Consider the following 18,538-nt stretch of genomic DNA (forward strand, 5'->3'; position numbering starts at 1 on the left):
TGGAGTGTACAACCGGCAAACCGTCGCAGCTTATTTCCTTATCGCCCCCTTCCCCTGCGGCACATCCCCACAGGCAATTGCACAGCCCCGGCCCTTTCATGCATCATCCACAAATGTTAAGCATTCTCATTTAAGCATCTGCCCACCATGACTCCTCATCTGCTGCTGGTCGAAGACGACGCCCGCCTGCGCAACGACCTGCACCTGCACTTTTGCCAGCGCGGTTTTTCCGTGACCGCCTGCGACAGCGGCACCCAGGGCCTGGCGGCGGCGCGTGCCGGGCATTTTGATCTGGTGTTGCTGGATATCATGCTGCCCGGCATGGACGGCCTGGCCTTGCTTGAAACCCTGCGCAGCGACCAGGACTTGCCGGTGATGCTGATGTCGGCCCTGGGGGCCGAGCAGGATCGGATCAGCGGGTTTACCCGGGGCGCCGACGATTACCTGCCCAAGCCCTTCAGCCTGGCCGAGCTGGATGCGCGGGCCGATGCCTTGTTGCGCCGCGCCGCGCGGTCCCAGCCCCAGGCGGCGCAGGCGCTGCCCCAGGCGCTGGGCAGCCTGGATTTTGACGAACTGGCGCGCGATGTGAGCCAGCAGGGCCAATACGCCGGGCTGACCGACTCCGAATACCGCTTGCTGGTGACCTTGCACGAGCACCCCGGCGAGGCGCTGAGCAAGGCCTTTCTGTACCAGAGCGTGCTGCACCGCATCTATACCCGGCTCGACCGGGGGCTGGACGTGCACGTGTGCAACCTGCGGCGCAAGTTGGCGGCGATTGGCGCCCAGCATTTGCAGATCCAGGCCGTGCGCGGCCAGGGTTATATCCTGGTGGACACGGAGCGCAGTTGATGCGGCGTCATCCGCTGTTATGGAAACTGGCGCTGCTGCAAATCAGCTTTTGCCTGCTGCTGACCTGGATTATCTGGATCTGGGGCCTGTCGGCGGAGCGTCGCACTTACTTCCTGGAGCCCGCAGACCGCCTGTACCTGGCGCAGTATGCGCAGCAGGCCGAGGCAATCTGGCGCGCCCAGGGCAGCGCCGGCGTCGAGGCGTTTCGCCAGCAGCTGGCGGACCGCGAGCACACCTGGGTCGCCGTGCTCGGCCCACGCCTGGAGAGCCTCGGCACCACGCCGCTGGACACCGAGGATTACCGCCACCTGACCTTTATGCGCAAGCTCGATTGGCCGATGAGCCGGCGCCTGCAGGATGAATTGCCCTACGTCAGCATCGCCTTCCCCGAGCAGCCGGCGCAGGGCCAACTGGTGCTGCAATTGCCGGAGCGCCTGCTGCCCCGTGGCCTTACGCCCTGGACCCACGTGCTGAGCCACGGGGTGATGCCGACCCTGCTCGCGGCCCTGCTCGGCCTGTTGCTGTACCGGCAGTTGGTGCTGCCGCTGAATCGCCTGCGGGACCGGGCCGACGCGCTGCGCGCCGATGACCTGGAGAGCGAGGGCCTGGGCACGCCGCTGGTCAATCGCCATGACGAGCTGGGCGAACTGGCCCAGGCCCTGGAGCATATGGCCGAGCGTCTGCGCCAGAGCCTGGGCCAGCAGCGCCTGCTGCTGCGTACCCTGTCCCATGAACTGCGCACGCCCCTGGCGCGGCTGCGGATTGCCCATGACAGCCCGCTGCCGCCGGAGCACCTGCGTCAGCGCCTGGACCGGGAAATCAACGACATGCAGCGCCTGCTGGAAGACACCCTGGACCTGGCCTGGCTCGACACCGAACGCCCGCAACGCCCCAGCGAACCGGTGCTGATGCTCTCGGTGTGGGAGGCCCTGCGCGAGGATGCCTGCTTTGAGAGCGGCTGGGCGCCGCAGCGTCTGCGCTGCCTGCTGGGCACCGACTGCTGCGTGCAGGTGCACCTGGACAGCGTGGCCCAGGCCCTGGAAAACCTGCTGCGCAACGCCATTCGCTATTCCCCCGAGGGCGGCCAGATCACCCTGCGGGGCTGGCGTGAAGGCGCGTATTGGCACCTGTGCCTGGAAGACCAGGGCCCGGGGGTCGCCGAAGCCGACTTGCAGCGTATGTTCCTGCCCTATCAGCGCCTGGAGTCGGCCAGCGGCGACGGTTTCGGCCTGGGACTGGCCATCGCCCGCCGCGCCATCGAGCTGCAACAGGGGCGCTTGTGGGCCAGCAATGGCACGCCGGGATTGTGCATGCACCTGCTGTTGCCGGCGGCGCCGGAGCCGAAGTGTTTAGAAAGTTAATGCGCTTTACTCTCAAATAGCAGTCATTATCATTCGTGACCTTCCTGTTTCAGGCTGACTTCCGGAGATCACCGATGTCGTTCCCTTCGCTGCGTCCTTTCGCCCCTTTCCTGCTGTCCAGTTGCTGCCTGCTGCCCTTGGCCGTGCACGCCGCGGTGGAGGCCGAGAACGTCCCGCAGCCGGGGCTGGAACTGCCGGTTCAGAGCATCGTCGCCACCGCCAAGGAGGAGACCAAGCAGGCACCCGGGGTGTCGGTGATTACCGCCGAAGACATCAAGAAGCGCCCGCCGGCCAACGACTTGTCGCAGATCATCCGCACCATGCCCGGGGTCAATCTGACCGGTAACTCCACCAGCGGCCAGCGCGGCAATAACCGACAGATCGACATTCGCGGCATGGGCCCGGAAAACACCCTGATCCTGGTCGACGGCAAGCCGGTGGGCAGCCGCAATTCGGTGCGCTACGGCTGGCGCGGCGAGCGTGACAGCCGGGGCGACACCAACTGGGTGCCGGCCGACCAGGTGGAGCGCATCGAGGTGATCCGTGGCCCGGCGGCGGCGCGTTATGGCAACGGCGCGGCAGGCGGGGTGATCAATATCGTGACCAAGCAGGCCGGTACCCAGACCCACGGCAATGCCACGGTCTACACCTCCTTTCCCCAGCACGGCAGCGAAGGCGCGACCAAGCGCATGAGCTTTGGCCTCAATGGCCCGCTGACCGACACCCTGAGCTACCGGGTCTACGGCAATGTGGCGAAGACCGATGAGGACGACACCGACATCAACGCCGGCCATGAGTCGGCGCGCACCGGCAACCAGGCCGGCACCCTGCCCGCCGGCCGCGAAGGGGTGCGCAACAAGGACCTCAACGGCCTGCTCAGCTGGCACCTGACTCCGGAGCAGACCCTGGACTTCGAAGCCGGCTTCAGCCGCCAGGGCAACCTCTACACCGGCGACACCCAGAACACCAACAGCAACGCCACGGTGAAGAGCCTGCTGGGCCACGAAACCAACCGCAGCTACCGCGAAAACTACTCGCTGACCCATCGCGGCGAGTGGGATTTCGGCAGCTCCATGGCCTACCTGCAATACGAAAAGACCCGCAACAGCCGGATCAACGAAGGCCTGGCCGGCGGCACCGAAGGCATCTTCAGCAACAGCGGTTTCTACACCGCGGTGCTGCGTGACCTGACCGCCCACGGCGAGGTCAACCTGCCGCTGCACGCGGGTGTCGACCAGACCCTGACTCTGGGCAGCGAGTGGGTCCAGCAAAAGCTCGACGACCCCAGCGCCAACACCCAGAGCACCAGCGAAGGCGGCAGCGTCAGCGGCCTGACCAGCAGCGGCCGCAGCACCGATTCCTCGGCGCAGATTTTCTCGCTGTTCGCCGAGGACAATATCGAGCTGCTGCCCGGCACCATGCTCACCCCGGGGCTGCGCTTCGATCACCACAGCGTGGTCGGCGACAACTGGAGCCCATCGCTGAACCTGTCCCACGCCCTGAGCGACAGCGTGACCCTCAAGGCCGGCATTGCCCGCGCCTACAAGGCGCCCAACCTCTACCAGTTGAACCCCGACTACCTGCTCTACAGCCGCGGCCAGGGCTGCTACGGGCAGACCACCAGTTGCTACCTGCAAGGCAACGCCAACCTCAAGGCCGAAACCAGCGTCAACAAAGAGCTGGGCCTGGAGTACAAGGCCGACGGCGTGGTGGCGGGCCTGACCTACTTCCGCAATGACTACAAGAACAAGGTGGAGTCGGGCCTGGGTTCCGTGGGCAGCGCCAGCGGTGGCACCGGGGCCTATGCCAACGCCGCGGTCTACCAGTGGGAAAACGTGCCCAAGGCCCTGGTCGAAGGCCTGGAAGGCACCCTGACCCTGCCCCTGGCCGAGCAACTGACCTGGAACAACAACTTCACCTACATGCTGCAATCGAAAAACAAGCAGACCGGCGACTACCTCTCGGTGACCCCGCGCTACACCCTGAATTCGATGCTCGACTGGCAGGCGACCCAGGACCTGTCGCTGCAATTGAGCGTGGCCTGGTATGGCAAGCAAACCCCGAAAAAATACGACTACCACGGCAACCCCGTGACCGGCACCTCGAGCAATCAGCTCTCGCCCTATGCCATCGCCGGCCTGAGCGGCACCTACGCCCTGACCCGCAACCTGAGCCTGACCGCCGGAGTCGACAACCTGCTGGACAAACGCCTGTACCGCGAAGGCAACGCCCAGGGCGTGACCAATATCGCCGGGGCCGGCGCCGCGACGTACAACGAACCGGGGCGCACGCTCTACACCAGCCTCACCGCGTCGTTCTGACCCGCTTGCGAGATCGCCTGATGAAACACTTTGCCCTTTGCCTCGCGCTGGCTTTGGCCCTGGCGGGCCCCACCGCCCAGGCGCAACCGGCGCCGGAACAGCCGATGGACACCCGGCTCTTGCAGCAACCAGGCCTGGCCTACAGCTTCAGCAGCCTGCTGCTGGATTCCGCCGACGGCCAGCGCCACTACCAGGTCTGGATCGGCCGCCCGCACCAGGCCGCGCCCAAGGATGGCTACCCGGTGCTGTGGATGCTCGATGGCAACGCCGCCCTCGGCGCGCTGGACGCCGGGCAGCTGCAAAAGCTCGCCGCCGGCCAGGCGCCGCTGCTGGTGGCCGTGGGTTACCAGACCCCGCTGCGCATCGAACGCACCGCACGCACCCGGGACTACACGCCCCAGTTGCCCGGAGCCGAGCAGAAAGACCCATTGACCGGCCAGCCCAGCGGTGGCGCCGAGGCTTTTCTTGAACTGCTGCGCCAACGCCTGCGCCCGGCGGTGGCGGCCCAGGCGCCCATCGACCTCCATCGGCAAACCCTGTGGGGCCACTCCTACGGCGGGCTGCTGGTGCTGCACGCGCTGTTCACCCGCCCCGGTGAATTCGCCCATTACGCGGCCGCCAGCCCGTCGTTGTGGTGGGGTGATGGCGCGATCCTCGGGCAACTCCCGGGCCTGGCCCAACGCCTGGACGGCCATCCCACGCAGTTGCTGCTGATGCGCGGCAGTGCCGAGCCCGCCACCCCCCGCGGCCCGTCGACCGAACCGGCGGATGCACGGGCCCGGCAGTTGGCCGGGGAGCTGCGCCAGATCCCGGGCCTGAGCCTGGACTACCACAGCTTCGACGGCCTGAGCCACGGCGAAACCCTGGGCGCGTCGCTGGCCTATGTGATGGAGCAGTTGTACCTGCGCTGATCGTTCAGACTGCGCGCCGGCAGCGACCTCGCTTTCGCCAGCCGGCGCCGCAGCCCCCCCCGTCAAGGCCGAAAAAAAAACCGTCGCCAATTTGCGTGCAGACCGCCTCCCTCCTGCAGGACTAGACTTTTCTCACACCCCACCCCGAGGAAGTCAGCATGTCCAAACCCACTCCGGCGAAATCCCGCCAGCAGCACAATGACCGCGCCAATACCCTGAACCCCAATCGTGGGACTTCCGGCAACAACCCGGAAAACGCCAAGTCCCACGGCAATCGCGGCAAGCAACTGAACCCCAACCAGGCCTGACGCGAACTGCGTATCAGCCTCCCACGACAAGGGACTGTCATGACCACGACTATCCGTTTTGCCGCACAAGGTGAACTGATCAGCCTGATGTTTGCCGCCTTTGGCATCCTGCCCCGTAGAGCAGCGCAGCGCAGCGAGGGCCTGGATGAGACCTGGAAAAAGTCTGTGCAAAAACAGCTGCAACGCTTGAATCGGGAAGAAGGCGCATTGACCTCGAACCTGGCCAGCGCCATCGACCTGTTCAGCCGCGAGCTGTACACCTACCTGCCTACCGATACCCGGGTGGTGGGCTGTACTGGCGAAGTCTTGAGCGACTTGTATGAGACCTACAACGAGCTGATCAAAAACGAGGGCACCTTTCTCGATCAGGCCCAGACCCTGCGCTACTTCATCACGGTCGAGGCGATTCCGGCCCTGGCCTTGTCCCTGACCAAGCACGGCATGACGTACCGCCTCGGCGACCTGAAGCTGTGCACCCCGGATGACGAGTGGTGGTATTTGCCGTCATGGAATGCCGAGGGCCAGATTTGCCTGCCCCTGGAAAAGGTCATGCGCTGGGCCTATCGCCTGTGTCGGCTGTCCCAGACGCGCTTTCATAACCCGCCCCAGCCACAGTTGGATAAACCTGCCGAGCAGCGCCTGAAAAGCGCCGTTCGCTGGGTACGGGGCGAGAACGTGCCGTCGCTGCCGGAGCTGCACAAGAACTTCAACGACTCATTCAACGAACTGGCACGCCACGGCCACGTCATCAGCCCGGCGGTACAACGCAGCATCCTCACGGCCCTGGTCTTCGCCCGTAGCAGCAGCTTCTTGACCAAGGCCCTGGTCGAGCAGTACGGCACGGAGTATGTGCAGCAGAGCTGTCATCAATACCAGTGCCACGTCACGCGGCTGGCCGAAGACCTCCAGGGTTTCAAGGCCCAGGCGAACGCCATGCTGGAGCAGGCGCCGGCGCCTTATGACCGGCGCCGGTTATGGGACGACGCCTGCGTCAACTATTGGCACGACGCCTACCAGAGGCTCAAAGGTGCCCAGCACGCCATCGGCCAGCGCCAGGAACAAGGCGGCCACGGTGCGCTGGCCGATGCCGAGTTGCAGGCCCTGGCCCGGGATTACGGAAAATTCAACGTCGGCATGGTCCTCGATCGCCTCGAACACCTGCGGCACTACTCGGCACCGGAACACTTCGCGCACATGCTGCATGCGGGGTTTGACCTCAAGCGCGCGCCGGACACCCGCTGGGCCGACATCGATGCCTACGCCAGCGAACTGCAGCGCCACGGTCTGAGCCGGCACCTGTGCTGGATGGAGCCCTGGCTGCGGGCCGCCTACCACTACCGGCGAGAGGACTACGCCGCCGCCCTGGGCTATTACCAGACAGCGTTCGACCTGGCCAAGTACCGCGCCGGCAAAAACCAGTACCCGCTGGTCAATCAATACATCGAGGTCGCGGCCAAACAGGACGCCGCCGTCAAGTTCAGGCAGGGCATCGAATGGGCCCAGTACCTGGGGCTCCAGGTCAGATGGCTGCGGGACGATGAACCGACCCCCGAAAAGCTGGAGTTCGTGCGCTACATGCACAAGATCGCCCGCTACGCCCAGCTGTAACCCATCCGCTGTATCGACCAAACCGGAGTTTGCCCATGGCTTATTACCTCTACCAATGCGCCCAGTGCTACACCACCCTGTATGGCGACGCCCTGCCCGCCGGCGCGGCCTATGCCTCCGTCGTCAATGGCGAGCTGTGCTCCAGTTGCCAGGCACAGCAGGATCAGGATGAATATGACGACGACTAAGGTCCGAGCGGCATTTGTGTTTAAAATGCCGCCCCCTGCCCTTTGCCGACCCCACCCGATGACCCCAGACGCCCTCGCCACCCTGCACGCCCATTTGCTCGACGCCTTGGCCACCCCGCCGACCGAGACCCGCCGCCTGTTCCATGGCCGCGGGCGCTGCTGGCCGGGGCTGGAGCAGGTGACGGTGGACTGGATGCAAGGGCTGGTGCTGGTGTCGCTGTTCAAGGAGCCCGAGCCTGGGCAACTGGACGCGCTGATTCAGTTGCTGCTGGGTATCAGCACCTCGCCGACGTGGCAGGCCTCGGGCGCCAGCCATCTGCTGCTGCAACATCGATACCTGCCGGACAGCAGCGCGCAATGGTTGCTGGGCGAGGCGCTGGATGAGCTGACACTGGAAGAAGAAGGCCTGCGCTATCGGGTGGACCTGGGGCGCAAGCAGAACAACGGGTTGTTCCTGGACATGCGCTACGGGCGCAACTGGGTCCGGGAAAACACCCAAGGCAAGCGCGTGCTCAACCTGTTCGCCTACACCTGCGGCTTTTCCGTGGCCGCCATCGAGGGCGGTGCCAGCCACGTGGTCAACCTCGACATGTCGCGCCCGGCCCTGAGCCGTGGCCGCGACAACCATCGGCTCAATGGCCACGACCTGAGCCGGGTGAGCTTTCTGGGGCATGACTTGTTCAAGTCCTGGGCCAAGGTCAAGAACGGCGGGCCCTATGACCTGGTGATCATCGACCCGCCGTCGTTTCAAAAAGGCAGCTTTCTGTTGAGCAAGGATTACCCAAGGGTGCTGCGACGGCTGCCGGAACTGCTGACAAGCCAGGGCACCCTGCTCGCGTGCATGAACGACCCGGCCTTCGGCCCTGAGTTCTTGATCGACGGCGTGACCCGCGAGGCGCCGGGACTGCATTTTCAACGGCGCCTGGACAACCCGCCGGAGTTCCCGGATATCGAGGCCGAAGCCGGCCTCAAGGCGCTGCTCTTTACCCTCGGGGATTAAACCCGACCGGCTTCAGCGGGCATCGCCGTCACGGGGTTTGTAGAAGCTGAATTTGCCGATCTTGGCCGTCTTCACGTATTCCCTGGCCCAGGCCGGCGAAGAGCTGCTGTCATGGAAGTACATGGCGCCGTGGGTGTGATCCGGCAGTTGCTGGTTCAGGGCCTTGCGCGCGATTTCCTTGGCGACGGCGTATGGCGCGTCTTCTTCGACCTGGTCCGAACGCCCGTCGCACCACCAGGAAAACTGGCAGGCGTGCTGCTCCGAACCCTGCTTGACCACCTCGCACACGGTGTCCGGAAAACCCTTGTGCCCCAGGCGATTGACCACCACATTGGCCACCGCTTCCATGTCGTCCGAGGTGCCGCCCTTGGCTTCCCAATAGATGCTGCGGGCGAGGCAGGTCAGGGCGTCGTCCAGCGGCGCCGCACCGGCCGGGTCCACCGCCTGGGCCTCACTCTGACTGATGGCCTCGACCTTGGCCGGTGGCGGTTCGCTGCCCTTGGCGGCGGCTTTCTGTTCCAGGACTTCGGCTTTGTCGACCGCGACCTGGGCGGCGGGTGCCTGATCGGCGGCAAAGACCTGGCTCGCGCAAAGCGTGAGGGCCAGGCAGGTGGCGACTAATAAGGGCTGCATGATCGAACCTTCCGGCTGCTATACAAGGGCCGCCGCGGCGGCGCAGTCTGCAGGCTGGTGGCCGTGGGTGGGCGGGCAATCGCCCGATGCTCGACCGGGCTCATAGAATCGACACTGGCGGCGCACGATCATTCCACCCTGCCCGAAAAAACCTTGGCCATCCGGTGCCGCAAACGCCCGGGAGCCGGGGGCTCAGGGCGCGCCGAACAGCGCGGTCCAGTAGATCCCCGCGTCGCTTTTCGGGTCCACGGCGTAGGCCGCGCCCAATTCGCGAAAGGCCGGGTTCATCAGGTTGGCGCAGTGCCCGGGGCTGGTCAGCCAGCCGTCGAGCACCTTGCGCGCCGAATCCTGGCCGGCGGCGATGTTCTCGCCGATCTGCCCGCCGGCATACCCGGCCAGCTCGGCCCGATCCCCCGGGGTGCGGCCGTCGCGGTCCTTATGATCAAAAAAGTTCTGGTTGGCCATGGCCCGGCTATGACCTTCGGCAGCAGCCCCCAGTTGCGCGTTCCAGGCCAGCGGCGCGCTGGCGGCAAAGGCCTGGGCCCCGCATTGGCGAGGCTGGGCGCGGGCCGCGTTGAGCAACTGCAACAGCTGTTGCCCTTCTGCCTGCCAGTCTCCGAGGCGCGCCGCCAGCAATGGCCGGGCAAGGACGATGCGCCATTCGCGGCCTTCGCGGCTGACGCCGATGTCGACAAACTGCGGGTCGAGCACCACCTGGCAGAAGCTTTCCTGCACCGCCTGCATCGCCGCGGCGGCATCCCGTGGCCCGGACAAGCTGATGGCCTGCACATTGACCATGGGGTACGCGGCCCGGGTCAGGGCCTGCTGCAAATCACCGACACTGCCGGCGGACAGCACCAGGCGCGGGTCGCTGGTCAGCGGCGGCAGCTCGTGGGACACCTGGCCGGCGCAGCGCTGGAGCTGGCCGCGGTAGCTGTTGATCGACTGCACCAACTGCGCCTCGTCAGCGGCCATGGCCGGGGCGGCCAGCAACAGGCCGATGGACACCAGGGCCAGGCGCCCGAGGGATGAGATGACGTGCATGAAAACCTCCGTGGGCTGAGTGCGCCCATGATGCGCGATCTCCCCCCGGGCGGTGCAAGGGCTTTTCAGCCCATGGCGCCAGTGCGCGGGGTCAGTGCGCGTGGGCAGCGGACGCTGGCGCCTGGACGAACAGCTCCAGCCCCAGGTTGCAGGCAAGATCCAGGTGCGGGCGGGGGTCGCGGCTTTCCGAGTCGAGCAGCAAGTGCGAGCTGGCGACGCGGGCGCCGCAGTAATCAAAGATGCCGTGGTCGATCTGGGTCTGCATCGCCTTGGCATAACCATGGCGCTCGAAGGTGCCGGCGTCGGCGCCGCCCAGGGCCAGCAGGTGCACGTTCAGGTGGCGCAGTTTTTTCAGCAGCTTGGCCTCGGGGCTGTAATCAAAGGCCCAGCCGTTGGCGAACACACGGTCGATCCAGCCCTTGAGCAGCCCCGGCATCGACCACCAGTACACCGGGTAGACCAGCACCAGGGCGTCGGCGCCGTCGATTCGGGCCTGCTCGGCGGCAACATCGGCCGGCGGCGCGACCTGCTGGCGGTGCACCGCGTGGTCACCGGGGTTGAACCTGGGGTCGAAACCCTGGGCCGACAGGTCGGCGATTTCCCAGGTATGTCCGGCTTCGGCCAGACCAGCGGCAACCTGCGCCGCCAGGCTGTGGGTCAGGGACATCGGGTCGTGATGGGCGACAACGATCAGGGCATGCATGGTTCAGGCTCCACGGAGGTTGAAAGGCAGATTGAGGGCGCGGGGTCGGCCCTATACACTGCACAAGCTACGATTAGTAAGTTAATCACCATAAGTTACTTTTGGTATATAAGACATGTCAAGCGACCTCAACCCGCCACCGTCCGAAACCGCCCCGCCTCGTCGCCGCCTGACGCGGGAAGATCGCCTGCGCCAGCTGCTCGACGTCGCCTGGCAACTGGTCCGCGAGGAAGGCACCGAAGCCCTGACCCTGGGCCGGCTGGCCGAGCAGGCCGGGGTGACCAAGCCGGTGGTGTATGACCACTTCAGCACCCGGCCGGGGCTGTTGGCGGCGCTGTACCAGGACTTCGATCAACGCCAGACCGCCGTGATGGACGCCGCCCTGGAGCGCAGCGAAGCCACCCTCGACAGCCGCGCCCGGGTGATCGCCGCGTCCTATGTGGCCTGTGTGTCGCTGCAGGGGCGGGAGATCCCCGGGGTGATCGCGGCCCTGGCCAGTTCGCCGGAGCTGGAGCAGATCAAGGGTGAATACGAGGCGATCTTCATCGAAAAATGCCGCCGCGCCCTGGCTCCGTTCGCCGCTGGCAACGGTATCGGCGACGCCCCGCTGCGGGCCATGCTCGGCGCCGCCGAGGCCCTGTCCCACGCGGCCGCGAACGGTGAGATCAGCGCCCTGCAAGCCGAAGACGAATTGTTTGAAATCATCCGCGCCCTGGTCCAGCGAAGCGCCGCTGGCAGCCAGTGACCCGCGCCCTTTTTCCAGCGGCGGAGCACGCCATGCATTTACTGTATCCAAGCGACCCGTTTGATCAGAAGCAGGTCGACGAGACCTATCAGGACGAATATGCCGCCGCCCGGGCCCTGGGCCTGAAGGCTTCGCTGTTCTGTTTCGAAGACTTCGAGGCCGGCCGGTTCAAGGCACACCCGGTCATTCCCGAGGGCAGCACGGTGCTGTATCGCGGCTGGATGCTGACGCCGCCGGTGTACATCAGCCTGGTCGAAGCCCTGCGCGTCCTGGGTGCCACGGCGTTGACCGACCCCGCCCAATACCGGCGTTGTCACCACCTGCCGGAGTGGTACCCGTTGCTGACCGAGCACACCAGCGAGACCCGGGTGCTGCCCGCCGACGCCGACGTCACCCAGGCCCTGCGTGGGCTGGACTGGCCAGGGTATTTCATCAAGGACTATGTGAAATCCCTCAACACCGCTGGCGGGTCACTGGTGGCGAACGTGGCGCAGATCGCCCCACTGGTGGAGCAGATGCGCCAGTACCGCGGGCAGATAGAAGGCGGCGTGTGCGTCAGAAAGCGCGAGGATTACCTTGAGCACACCGAGCGGCGCTACTTTGTCGCCAGAGGCCGGGCCTACGGCGCCGATGGCGAGGTGCCGGCGCTGGTGCAACGTTGCGCGCGGTTGATCGACAGCCCCTTTTTCTCGGTGGATGTGGTGCAGCGCGCTGACGGTGTACTGCGCCTCGTCGAGTTGGGCGATGGCCAGGTGTCGGATCGCAAGGAATGGACCGCCGAGGGTTTCGCCCAGGTGCTCAAGACGCTCGGCTGAGGCTCGGGTCAGCGACGCCAAGGGGTAGGACCAGACCGAAACCGACCTGGTCGCTACCGTTGGCGACCCGTGCGAACAACGCCTGGAGCAAATTCGTATACCATATCCCCCATCTCCTTTCGAACGACCGCCATTGTGAACTTACCTCGACTCAACGCCCCGGACCTGGGCAACACGCCCTCCACCTCAGAGATCATCACCCGGCATCTGCGCGACGCCATCGTCGCCGGACATTTCGACGAGGACGAGCCGATTCGCCAGGACGATATCGCCCGTCAGTTCAACGTCAGCAAGATCCCGGTGCGCGAGGCCCTCAAGCGCCTGGAAGCCGAGGGCCTGGTGATGTTCCAGCGCAACCGCGGGGCCATGGTCACGCGGATCTCGGAAGCGGAACTGGCGCAGATGTTCGAGGTGCGCATGCTGCTTGAAGACAAGGCACTGCGCTTGGCGATCCCCAACATGACCGAAGAGACCTTCGCCCGGGCCGAGCGGATCTGCCAGGAGTTCATCGGCGAAAACGACGTCGGGCGCTGGGCCGAACTCAACTGGGAGCTGCACGCCTGCCTGTATGAACCGGCGCAACGGCCGTTTCTGGTGAGCCTGATCCGCTCGGTCAACGACAAGCTGGAACGCTACCTGCGCATGCAGATGAGCCTCTCGGCCGGTAAGGACCGCGCCGACCACGAACACCGGGAAATCCTCCAGGCCTGCCGCGACGGCAACGTCGAACAGGCCGTGGCCCTGCTGGACGAACACATCGCCGGCGTCTGCAAGACCCTGTTCGAACACCTGCCTTGTGCGCATTGACGGCCAGCCGTTGCGGCACTGCGTAAAGACCTGGGATCCACGGCGCCCATGCCGGCCTCGTGCGCTCGGCAGCGGCTACAGCCCGATATCCCTGACACCCTGTAGCCGCTGCCGCCAGGCGGCGCTGGCCCGCAACATCGCCGCATAAATCCCCTGACACTCTGCGGCGTCCACCCCGGCCAGCGCCGCCTCGCGGGCTCGGCAGCGACTCCAGCTCGATGCCCCCCGCATCCCCCTGACACCCTGTAGCCGCTGCCGCTGCCGCTGCCGCCAGGCTGCACTCGCCCGCAATACCACCGCATAAATCCCCTGACACTCCACGGCGCCCAAGCCGGCCTCGCGCGCTCGGCAGCAGCTACGGGCGGTGTTCCTTTAATGGGCGTCGCGGGGAGTGGTTGCTCCCTTATGTAACACCACGGCTGCACCGACTTTAGACCGGTGGCGCCACTGAAGCGGGTCTGGCGGGGTGCAACGGCTCTCCGGCAAGGATCGGTGAATTAATTCCAGGTAACGGGGAAAAACAGGCACGCCCATTGCTAATAAAATATCGTATACGAAATTCACAATACGATTGCCCCCCACCTTTGCGCTAACGAGGCACCTATGAAAAACCCCGCTTTTGCCGTAGCCCTCACCGCCGTTCTCAGCAGTTCCTTTATCGCCACCGCCCAGGCCGACAAGCTCGATGACATCATCGGCTCCGGCAAGCTGCGCTGCGCGGTGACCCTGGACTTCCCGCCCATGGGTTTTCGCGATGAAAGCAACAAGCCCGCCGGCTTTGACGTCGATTACTGCAATGACCTGGCAAAAGTCCTCGGGGTGGATGCCGAGGTGGTGGAAACACCCTTCCCCGACCGGATCCCGGCCCTGGTCTCGGGCCGCGCCGATGTGATTGTCGCCTCGACCTCCGACACCCTGGAGCGCGCCAAGACCGTCGGCCTGACCGTGCCCTACTTCGCCTTCCAGATGGTGGTGCTGACCCGGGACAACACCGGTATCAACAGCTTCGACGACATCAAGGGCAAGGCCCTGGGCAACACCAGCGGCACCTATGAAGCCATTGCCCTGGAGAAAGACGTCAAGCAATGGGGCAGCGGCAGTTTCCGCGCCTATCAGTCGCAGAACGACACCATCCTCGCCGTCGCCCAAGGCCATATCGACGCCACCGTGGTCACCAACACCGTGGCCGCCGCCACCCTCAAATCCGGCAAGTACAAGAACCTGAAAATCGCCGGTAACGCACCCTATGTGGTGGATTACGTGTCCCTGGGTGCCAAGCGCAACGAGTACGGGCTGATCAACTACCTCAACCTGTTCGTCAACCAGCAGGTGCGCACCGGACGCTACAAGGAGCTGTTCGTGAAATGGGTCGGCAGCGAGATCCCGCCCACCGACCTGACCGTGCCAAAGGTCTACTACTAAGGTGACCGGCATGCCCAGCACGCCCACTGCCCTGAGCGGTCGCAGTCTGGTAGCGGGGGCCGCCCAAGGCCCCCTGCTGTTCGCCGAAGTCGGGCTGAGCTTCTGGGGCGGGGTCGACCCGGTCAGCGGCGAAGTCATCGACCGGCATCACCCCTTGAGCGGCGAGTGCCTGGCCGGCCGGGTGCTGGCCATCCCCAGCGGCCGCGGCTCGTGCACCGGCAGCAGCGTGCTGATGGAGCTGATCAGCAATGGCCATGCACCGGCCGCCCTGGTGCTGGCCGAGGCCGATGAGATCCTGACCCTGGGCGTGCTGGTGGCGCAGACCATTTTCCAGCGTTCCCTGCCGGTGCTGTGCATCGGCCGGGAGGCCTTCGCCACCTTGCGCGGTAGCGCGTTCGCCCGGGTTGAAGGCGATGCGCTGAGCCTGTTCGCGCAAGCACCGCCGGCCCTGGCCCCGTACCGCGACAGCCCGCAACCCGACACCCGGCCAACCTCGATCACACTCACCGCCCATGACCAGGCGCTGCTCGCCGGCACCCACGGCAAGGCCGCCCAGGTGGCGATGCAGATCGTGCTGCGCATGGCCGAGCTGCAAGGCGCGCGCAGCCTGGTGGATGTGACCCAGGCCCATATCGACGGTTGCATCTATACCGGGCCGGCCAGCCTGCGGTTCGCCGAACAACTGGTGCAATGGGGCGCCCAGGTGCGGGTCCCGACCACCCTCAATTCGATTTCCGTGGACCAGCGCCGCTGGCGCGAACTGGGCATCGACGCCGCCCTCGGCGAACCCGCCAGTGCCCTGGGCGATGCCTATATGGCCATGGGCGCGCAACTGAGTTTCACCTGCGCGCCCTACCTGCTGGACAGCGCCCCCAAGGCCGGCGAACAGATTGTCTGGGCCGAATCCAACGCCGTGGTGTACGCCAACAGCGTGCTCGGCGCACGCACCCTGAAATACCCGGATTACCTGGACATCTGCATTGCCCTCAGCGGCCGCGCGCCCCTGGTCGGCTGCCACCTGGACGCTCAGCGCAAGGCCCGCCTGCAGATCGAGCTGCCGCCATTGGCCGCCCTCGACGACGCCTTCTACCCGCTGCTGGGTTACCACATCGGCAACCTGGCCGGCAGCCGCATCCCCCTGGTGCTGGGGCTGGAACGGGCGCAGCCCAGTCTCGACGACCTCAAGGCTTTCGGCGCCGCCTTTGCCACCACGTCGGCGGCGCCACTGTTCCATATCGCCGGGGTCACCCCCGAGGCGTTGGACCCGGCCCAGGTGCTGGAACCGGGCGTGGCACTGCCGGTGGAGCGAATCCAGCTCGCCGACCTGCGCGCCAGTTGGGCCGAGCTCAACAGCGCCAGGAATCCCCAGGTGGACGTGGTGTCCCTGGGCAACCCGCACTTTTCCGCCAGCGAGTTCGCCACCCTGGCCCGGCTGTGCCAGGGCCGGCATAAACACCCCGGGGTGGTGCTGGCGATCACCTGCGGCCGGGCTGTGCTGGAACAGGCCCGCGCCGCCGGGGACATCGCAGCGCTGGAGGCATTTGGCGCGACCCTGATCACCGACACCTGCTGGTGCATGCTCGGCGAACCGGTGATCCCGCCCGGCGCCCGCACTCTGATGACCAACTCCGGCAAATACGCCCACTACGCCCCCGGGCTGGTAGGCCGCCCGGTGCATTTCGCGAGCCTGGCCGACTGTGTCGACAGCGCCTGCACCGGTAACGCCAGCGGCCGCCTGCCGGCCTGGCTCGAACCCGTCGCCCCCCTGGAGAGCCCCGCGCATGTTTGACTACACCTTCCAATGGCGCTCGGCGCTGCGGGCCCTGCCCGACATGCTGGCCGGTGCCCTGGTGACCTTCGAGACCGCCGCGCTGTCGATGATCTTCGGCGTGCTGATCGCCCTGGCCCTGACGGTGATGCGTGAAGCCCGGCAGCCGGTGCTGCGCGGCATCGGCAACGCCTGGGTGTCGATCGCCCGCAACACGCCGTCGCTGTTCCAGATCTACATCCTGTATTTCGGCCTCGGCTCCCTCGGGCTGCACGTCAGTTCCTGGTTCGCCCTGCTGGCCGGGATCACGTTCAACAATGCCGGTTACCTGGCCGAGAACTTTCGCGGCGGGCTCAAGGCCGTGCCCACGACCCAGGTCCGCGCGGCACGCTCCCTGGGCATGAGCGCGTTCCAGACCTACCGCATGATCATCGTCCCGCAGTTGCTGAGGGTGGTGTTCTACCCCCTGACCAACCAGATGGTGTGGGCGGTACTGATGACCTCGCTGGGGGTGATCGTCGGGCTCAACAACGACCTCACCGGCGTGACCCAGGACTACAACGTCAAGACGTTCCGCACCTTCGAGTACTTCGCCATCGCGGCGGTGCTCTATTACCTGATTTCCAAGCTGATCGTCGCGGTAGCCCGGCTGTTGGCCTGGCGCCTGTTCCGTTACTGAGGGCGCATCCATGTTTTCCACCAGTCTTACCAGCAACGATGTGCTGTTCCTGCTCAGCGGGGCCTGGGTCACGGTGCAACTGACCTTCTGGGCCATCATCCTCGGCTCGGTCACCGGGCTGTTTTTCGGTTTGCTACGGGCCCTGCTGCCGCGCGCCAGCCTGCCCCTGGCCTGGGTCCTGGACGTGTTTCGCAGCGTGCCGCTGTTGATCCAGTTCGTCCTGTTCAACTCGTTCAAAAGCATTGTCGGCCTCAACATCAGCGCCTTCAGCGTCGGCTGCATCGTGCTCGGGATCTACGCCGCCGCGTACTTCACCGAGATCGTGCGCAGCGGCGTGCTCGCGGTGCCGTTGACGGTGCGCCGCGCCAGTCGCTCCCTGGGCCTGAGCTACCTGCAGGACCTGCGCTGGATCGTGTTGCCGATGGCCTCGCGCGTGGCCTTCCCCGGCTGGCTGAACCTGGTCCTGAGCGTGATGAAAGACACCGCGCTGGTGATGTGGATCGGCATCGTCGAGCTGCTGCGCGCCTCGCAAACCATCGTCACCCGCATTCAGGAACCGCTGCTGGTGCTGTGCATCGCGGGCCTTATCTACTACGTCATGAGCCTGGTGGTCGCTCGCCTGGGCGCTCGTCTGGAAAGAAGGTGGCAAGAAAATGATTGAGATCGACAACGTATACAAATCCTTCGGCGACCTCGAAGTGGTCAAGGGCGTGAGCCTGACCGTGCAAAAAGGCGAAGTGGTGTCGATCATCGGTGGCTCCGGCTCCGGCAAGTCGACCCTGTTGATGTGCATCAATGGCCTGGAGCCGATCCAGAAAGGCAGCATCCGCGTCGACGGGGTCGAGGTGCATAACCGCGCCACCGACCTCAATCGCCTGCGTCAGCGCATCGGCATCGTGTTCCAGCAATGGAACGCCTTCCCCCACCTGACGGTGCTGGAGAACGTCATGCTCGCCCCGCGCAAGGTGCTCGGCAAAAGCCGTCAGGAAGCCGAGGCGCTGGCGGTCCAGCAATTGACCCATGTGGGCCTGGGAGACAAGCTCAAGACCTTCCCCGGCAAGCTGTCCGGCGGCCAGCAGCAACGCATGGCGATCGCCCGGGCCCTGGCCATGTCACCGGACTACATGCTGTTCGACGAAGCCACCTCGGCCCTCGACCCGCAACTGGTGGGCGAGGTGCTGGACACCATGCGCATGCTCGCCGAAGACGGCATGACCATGGTCCTGGTGACCCACGAAATCCGCTTCGCCCGCGATGTGTCCGACCGCGTGGCGTTCTTCCGCAATGGCCTGGTGCATGAGATCGGTTCCCCCGACCAGGTCATCGGCAACCCCCAGCAGCCGGAAACGGCGGCCTTCCTCAAATCGGTCAAGTAG

At 65.6% G+C, this 18,538-nt stretch carries 19 protein-coding genes; 16 read left to right on the forward strand and 3 right to left on the reverse strand.

What is annotated here, in order from left to right; all coding sequences use genetic code 11:
* Positions 1 to 147: 147 nt before the first annotated feature.
* The 8 genes from AC19YX_RS27835 to AC19YX_RS27870 all read left to right on the forward strand — a co-directional run bounded on the left by AC19YX_RS27835 (position 148) and on the right by AC19YX_RS27870 (position 8,546).
* Positions 148 to 849 carry a response regulator transcription factor gene (locus AC19YX_RS27835; RefSeq protein ID WP_500607516.1) on the forward strand — a complete coding sequence of 234 codons (702 nt, stop codon included), beginning with the start codon at positions 148 to 150 and terminating at the stop codon, positions 847 to 849.
* Positions 849 to 2,210: a HAMP domain-containing sensor histidine kinase gene (locus AC19YX_RS27840; RefSeq protein WP_500607517.1), complete on the forward strand. Its 1,362-nt coding sequence runs from the start codon at positions 849 to 851 to the stop codon at positions 2,208 to 2,210. The genes AC19YX_RS27835 and AC19YX_RS27840 overlap by 1 nt, the downstream gene beginning before the upstream one ends.
* A gap of 74 nt (positions 2,211 to 2,284) precedes the next feature.
* A complete protein-coding gene (locus tag AC19YX_RS27845; protein ID WP_500607518.1) occupies positions 2,285 to 4,531 on the forward strand; it encodes a TonB-dependent siderophore receptor in 2,247 nt (748 codons plus the stop codon).
* Between the two features lie 20 nt (positions 4,532 to 4,551).
* Entirely contained in the window at positions 4,552 to 5,442 is an 891-nt protein-coding gene (locus tag AC19YX_RS27850; RefSeq protein ID WP_500607519.1) for an alpha/beta hydrolase, read from the forward strand.
* Between the two features lie 158 nt (positions 5,443 to 5,600).
* Positions 5,601 to 5,750: a hypothetical protein gene (locus AC19YX_RS27855; RefSeq protein ID WP_421549275.1), complete on the forward strand. Its 150-nt coding sequence runs from the start codon at positions 5,601 to 5,603 to the stop codon at positions 5,748 to 5,750.
* Between the two features lie 39 nt (positions 5,751 to 5,789).
* The gene (locus AC19YX_RS27860; protein ID WP_500607520.1) at positions 5,790 to 7,358 is read left to right on the forward strand and encodes a hypothetical protein; all 1,569 of its coding nucleotides are present in this window, start codon (positions 5,790 to 5,792) and stop codon (positions 7,356 to 7,358) included.
* A 35-nt stretch (positions 7,359 to 7,393) separates the two neighbouring features.
* Positions 7,394 to 7,546: a hypothetical protein gene (locus AC19YX_RS27865; RefSeq protein ID WP_500607521.1), complete on the forward strand. Its 153-nt coding sequence runs from the start codon at positions 7,394 to 7,396 to the stop codon at positions 7,544 to 7,546.
* Between the two features lie 58 nt (positions 7,547 to 7,604).
* Positions 7,605 to 8,546 (forward strand): class I SAM-dependent methyltransferase, encoded by a 942-nt coding sequence (locus tag AC19YX_RS27870; protein WP_078473341.1) that lies wholly within the window; start codon positions 7,605 to 7,607, stop codon positions 8,544 to 8,546.
* A gap of 12 nt (positions 8,547 to 8,558) precedes the next feature.
* On the opposite strand, the gene AC19YX_RS27875 is transcribed toward AC19YX_RS27870, so the two are convergent.
* The 3 genes from AC19YX_RS27875 to AC19YX_RS27885 all read right to left on the reverse strand — a co-directional run bounded on the left by AC19YX_RS27875 (position 8,559) and on the right by AC19YX_RS27885 (position 10,926).
* A complete protein-coding gene (locus AC19YX_RS27875) occupies positions 8,559 to 9,179 on the reverse strand; it encodes a cell wall hydrolase (RefSeq protein ID WP_500607522.1) in 621 nt (206 codons plus the stop codon).
* 192 nt (positions 9,180 to 9,371) lie between these two features.
* Positions 9,372 to 10,223, reverse strand: coding sequence for a CAP domain-containing protein (locus AC19YX_RS27880; RefSeq protein WP_078473343.1), 852 nt, complete (start codon positions 10,221 to 10,223; stop codon positions 9,372 to 9,374).
* A gap of 91 nt (positions 10,224 to 10,314) precedes the next feature.
* The gene (locus AC19YX_RS27885) at positions 10,315 to 10,926 is read right to left on the reverse strand and encodes an NAD(P)H-dependent oxidoreductase (protein WP_500607523.1); all 612 of its coding nucleotides are present in this window, start codon (positions 10,924 to 10,926) and stop codon (positions 10,315 to 10,317) included.
* A 115-nt stretch (positions 10,927 to 11,041) separates the two neighbouring features.
* Between AC19YX_RS27885 and AC19YX_RS27890 the strand changes: the two genes are divergently transcribed.
* From AC19YX_RS27890 to AC19YX_RS27925, 8 genes are all read left to right on the forward strand, one after another.
* Complete coding sequence (locus tag AC19YX_RS27890) at positions 11,042 to 11,671, forward strand: TetR/AcrR family transcriptional regulator (protein WP_078473345.1); 630 nt, start codon at positions 11,042 to 11,044, stop codon at positions 11,669 to 11,671.
* Between the two features lie 32 nt (positions 11,672 to 11,703).
* Positions 11,704 to 12,486 carry an ATP-grasp domain-containing protein gene (locus AC19YX_RS27895; protein ID WP_500607524.1) on the forward strand — a complete coding sequence of 261 codons (783 nt, stop codon included), beginning with the start codon at positions 11,704 to 11,706 and terminating at the stop codon, positions 12,484 to 12,486.
* 135 nt (positions 12,487 to 12,621) lie between these two features.
* Positions 12,622 to 13,293: a GntR family transcriptional regulator gene (locus AC19YX_RS27900; RefSeq protein ID WP_043228938.1), complete on the forward strand. Its 672-nt coding sequence runs from the start codon at positions 12,622 to 12,624 to the stop codon at positions 13,291 to 13,293.
* Between the two features lie 603 nt (positions 13,294 to 13,896).
* Positions 13,897 to 14,715, forward strand: coding sequence for an ABC transporter substrate-binding protein (locus AC19YX_RS27905; RefSeq protein ID WP_078473348.1), 819 nt, complete (start codon positions 13,897 to 13,899; stop codon positions 14,713 to 14,715).
* A gap of 10 nt (positions 14,716 to 14,725) precedes the next feature.
* The gene (gene lhpI, locus AC19YX_RS27910) at positions 14,726 to 16,504 is read left to right on the forward strand and encodes a cis-3-hydroxy-L-proline dehydratase (protein WP_078473349.1); all 1,779 of its coding nucleotides are present in this window, start codon (positions 14,726 to 14,728) and stop codon (positions 16,502 to 16,504) included.
* Positions 16,497 to 17,162 (forward strand): amino acid ABC transporter permease, encoded by a 666-nt coding sequence (locus AC19YX_RS27915; protein ID WP_020296187.1) that lies wholly within the window; start codon positions 16,497 to 16,499, stop codon positions 17,160 to 17,162. Before lhpI ends, AC19YX_RS27915 begins: the two co-directional genes overlap by 8 nt.
* A gap of 10 nt (positions 17,163 to 17,172) precedes the next feature.
* Positions 17,173 to 17,823, forward strand: coding sequence for an amino acid ABC transporter permease (locus AC19YX_RS27920; protein ID WP_500607525.1), 651 nt, complete (start codon positions 17,173 to 17,175; stop codon positions 17,821 to 17,823).
* Positions 17,816 to 18,538 carry an amino acid ABC transporter ATP-binding protein gene (locus AC19YX_RS27925; protein WP_078473350.1) on the forward strand — a complete coding sequence of 241 codons (723 nt, stop codon included), beginning with the start codon at positions 17,816 to 17,818 and terminating at the stop codon, positions 18,536 to 18,538. Before AC19YX_RS27920 ends, AC19YX_RS27925 begins: the two co-directional genes overlap by 8 nt.

Source organism: Pseudomonas sp. MF09150 (assembly GCF_059862355.1).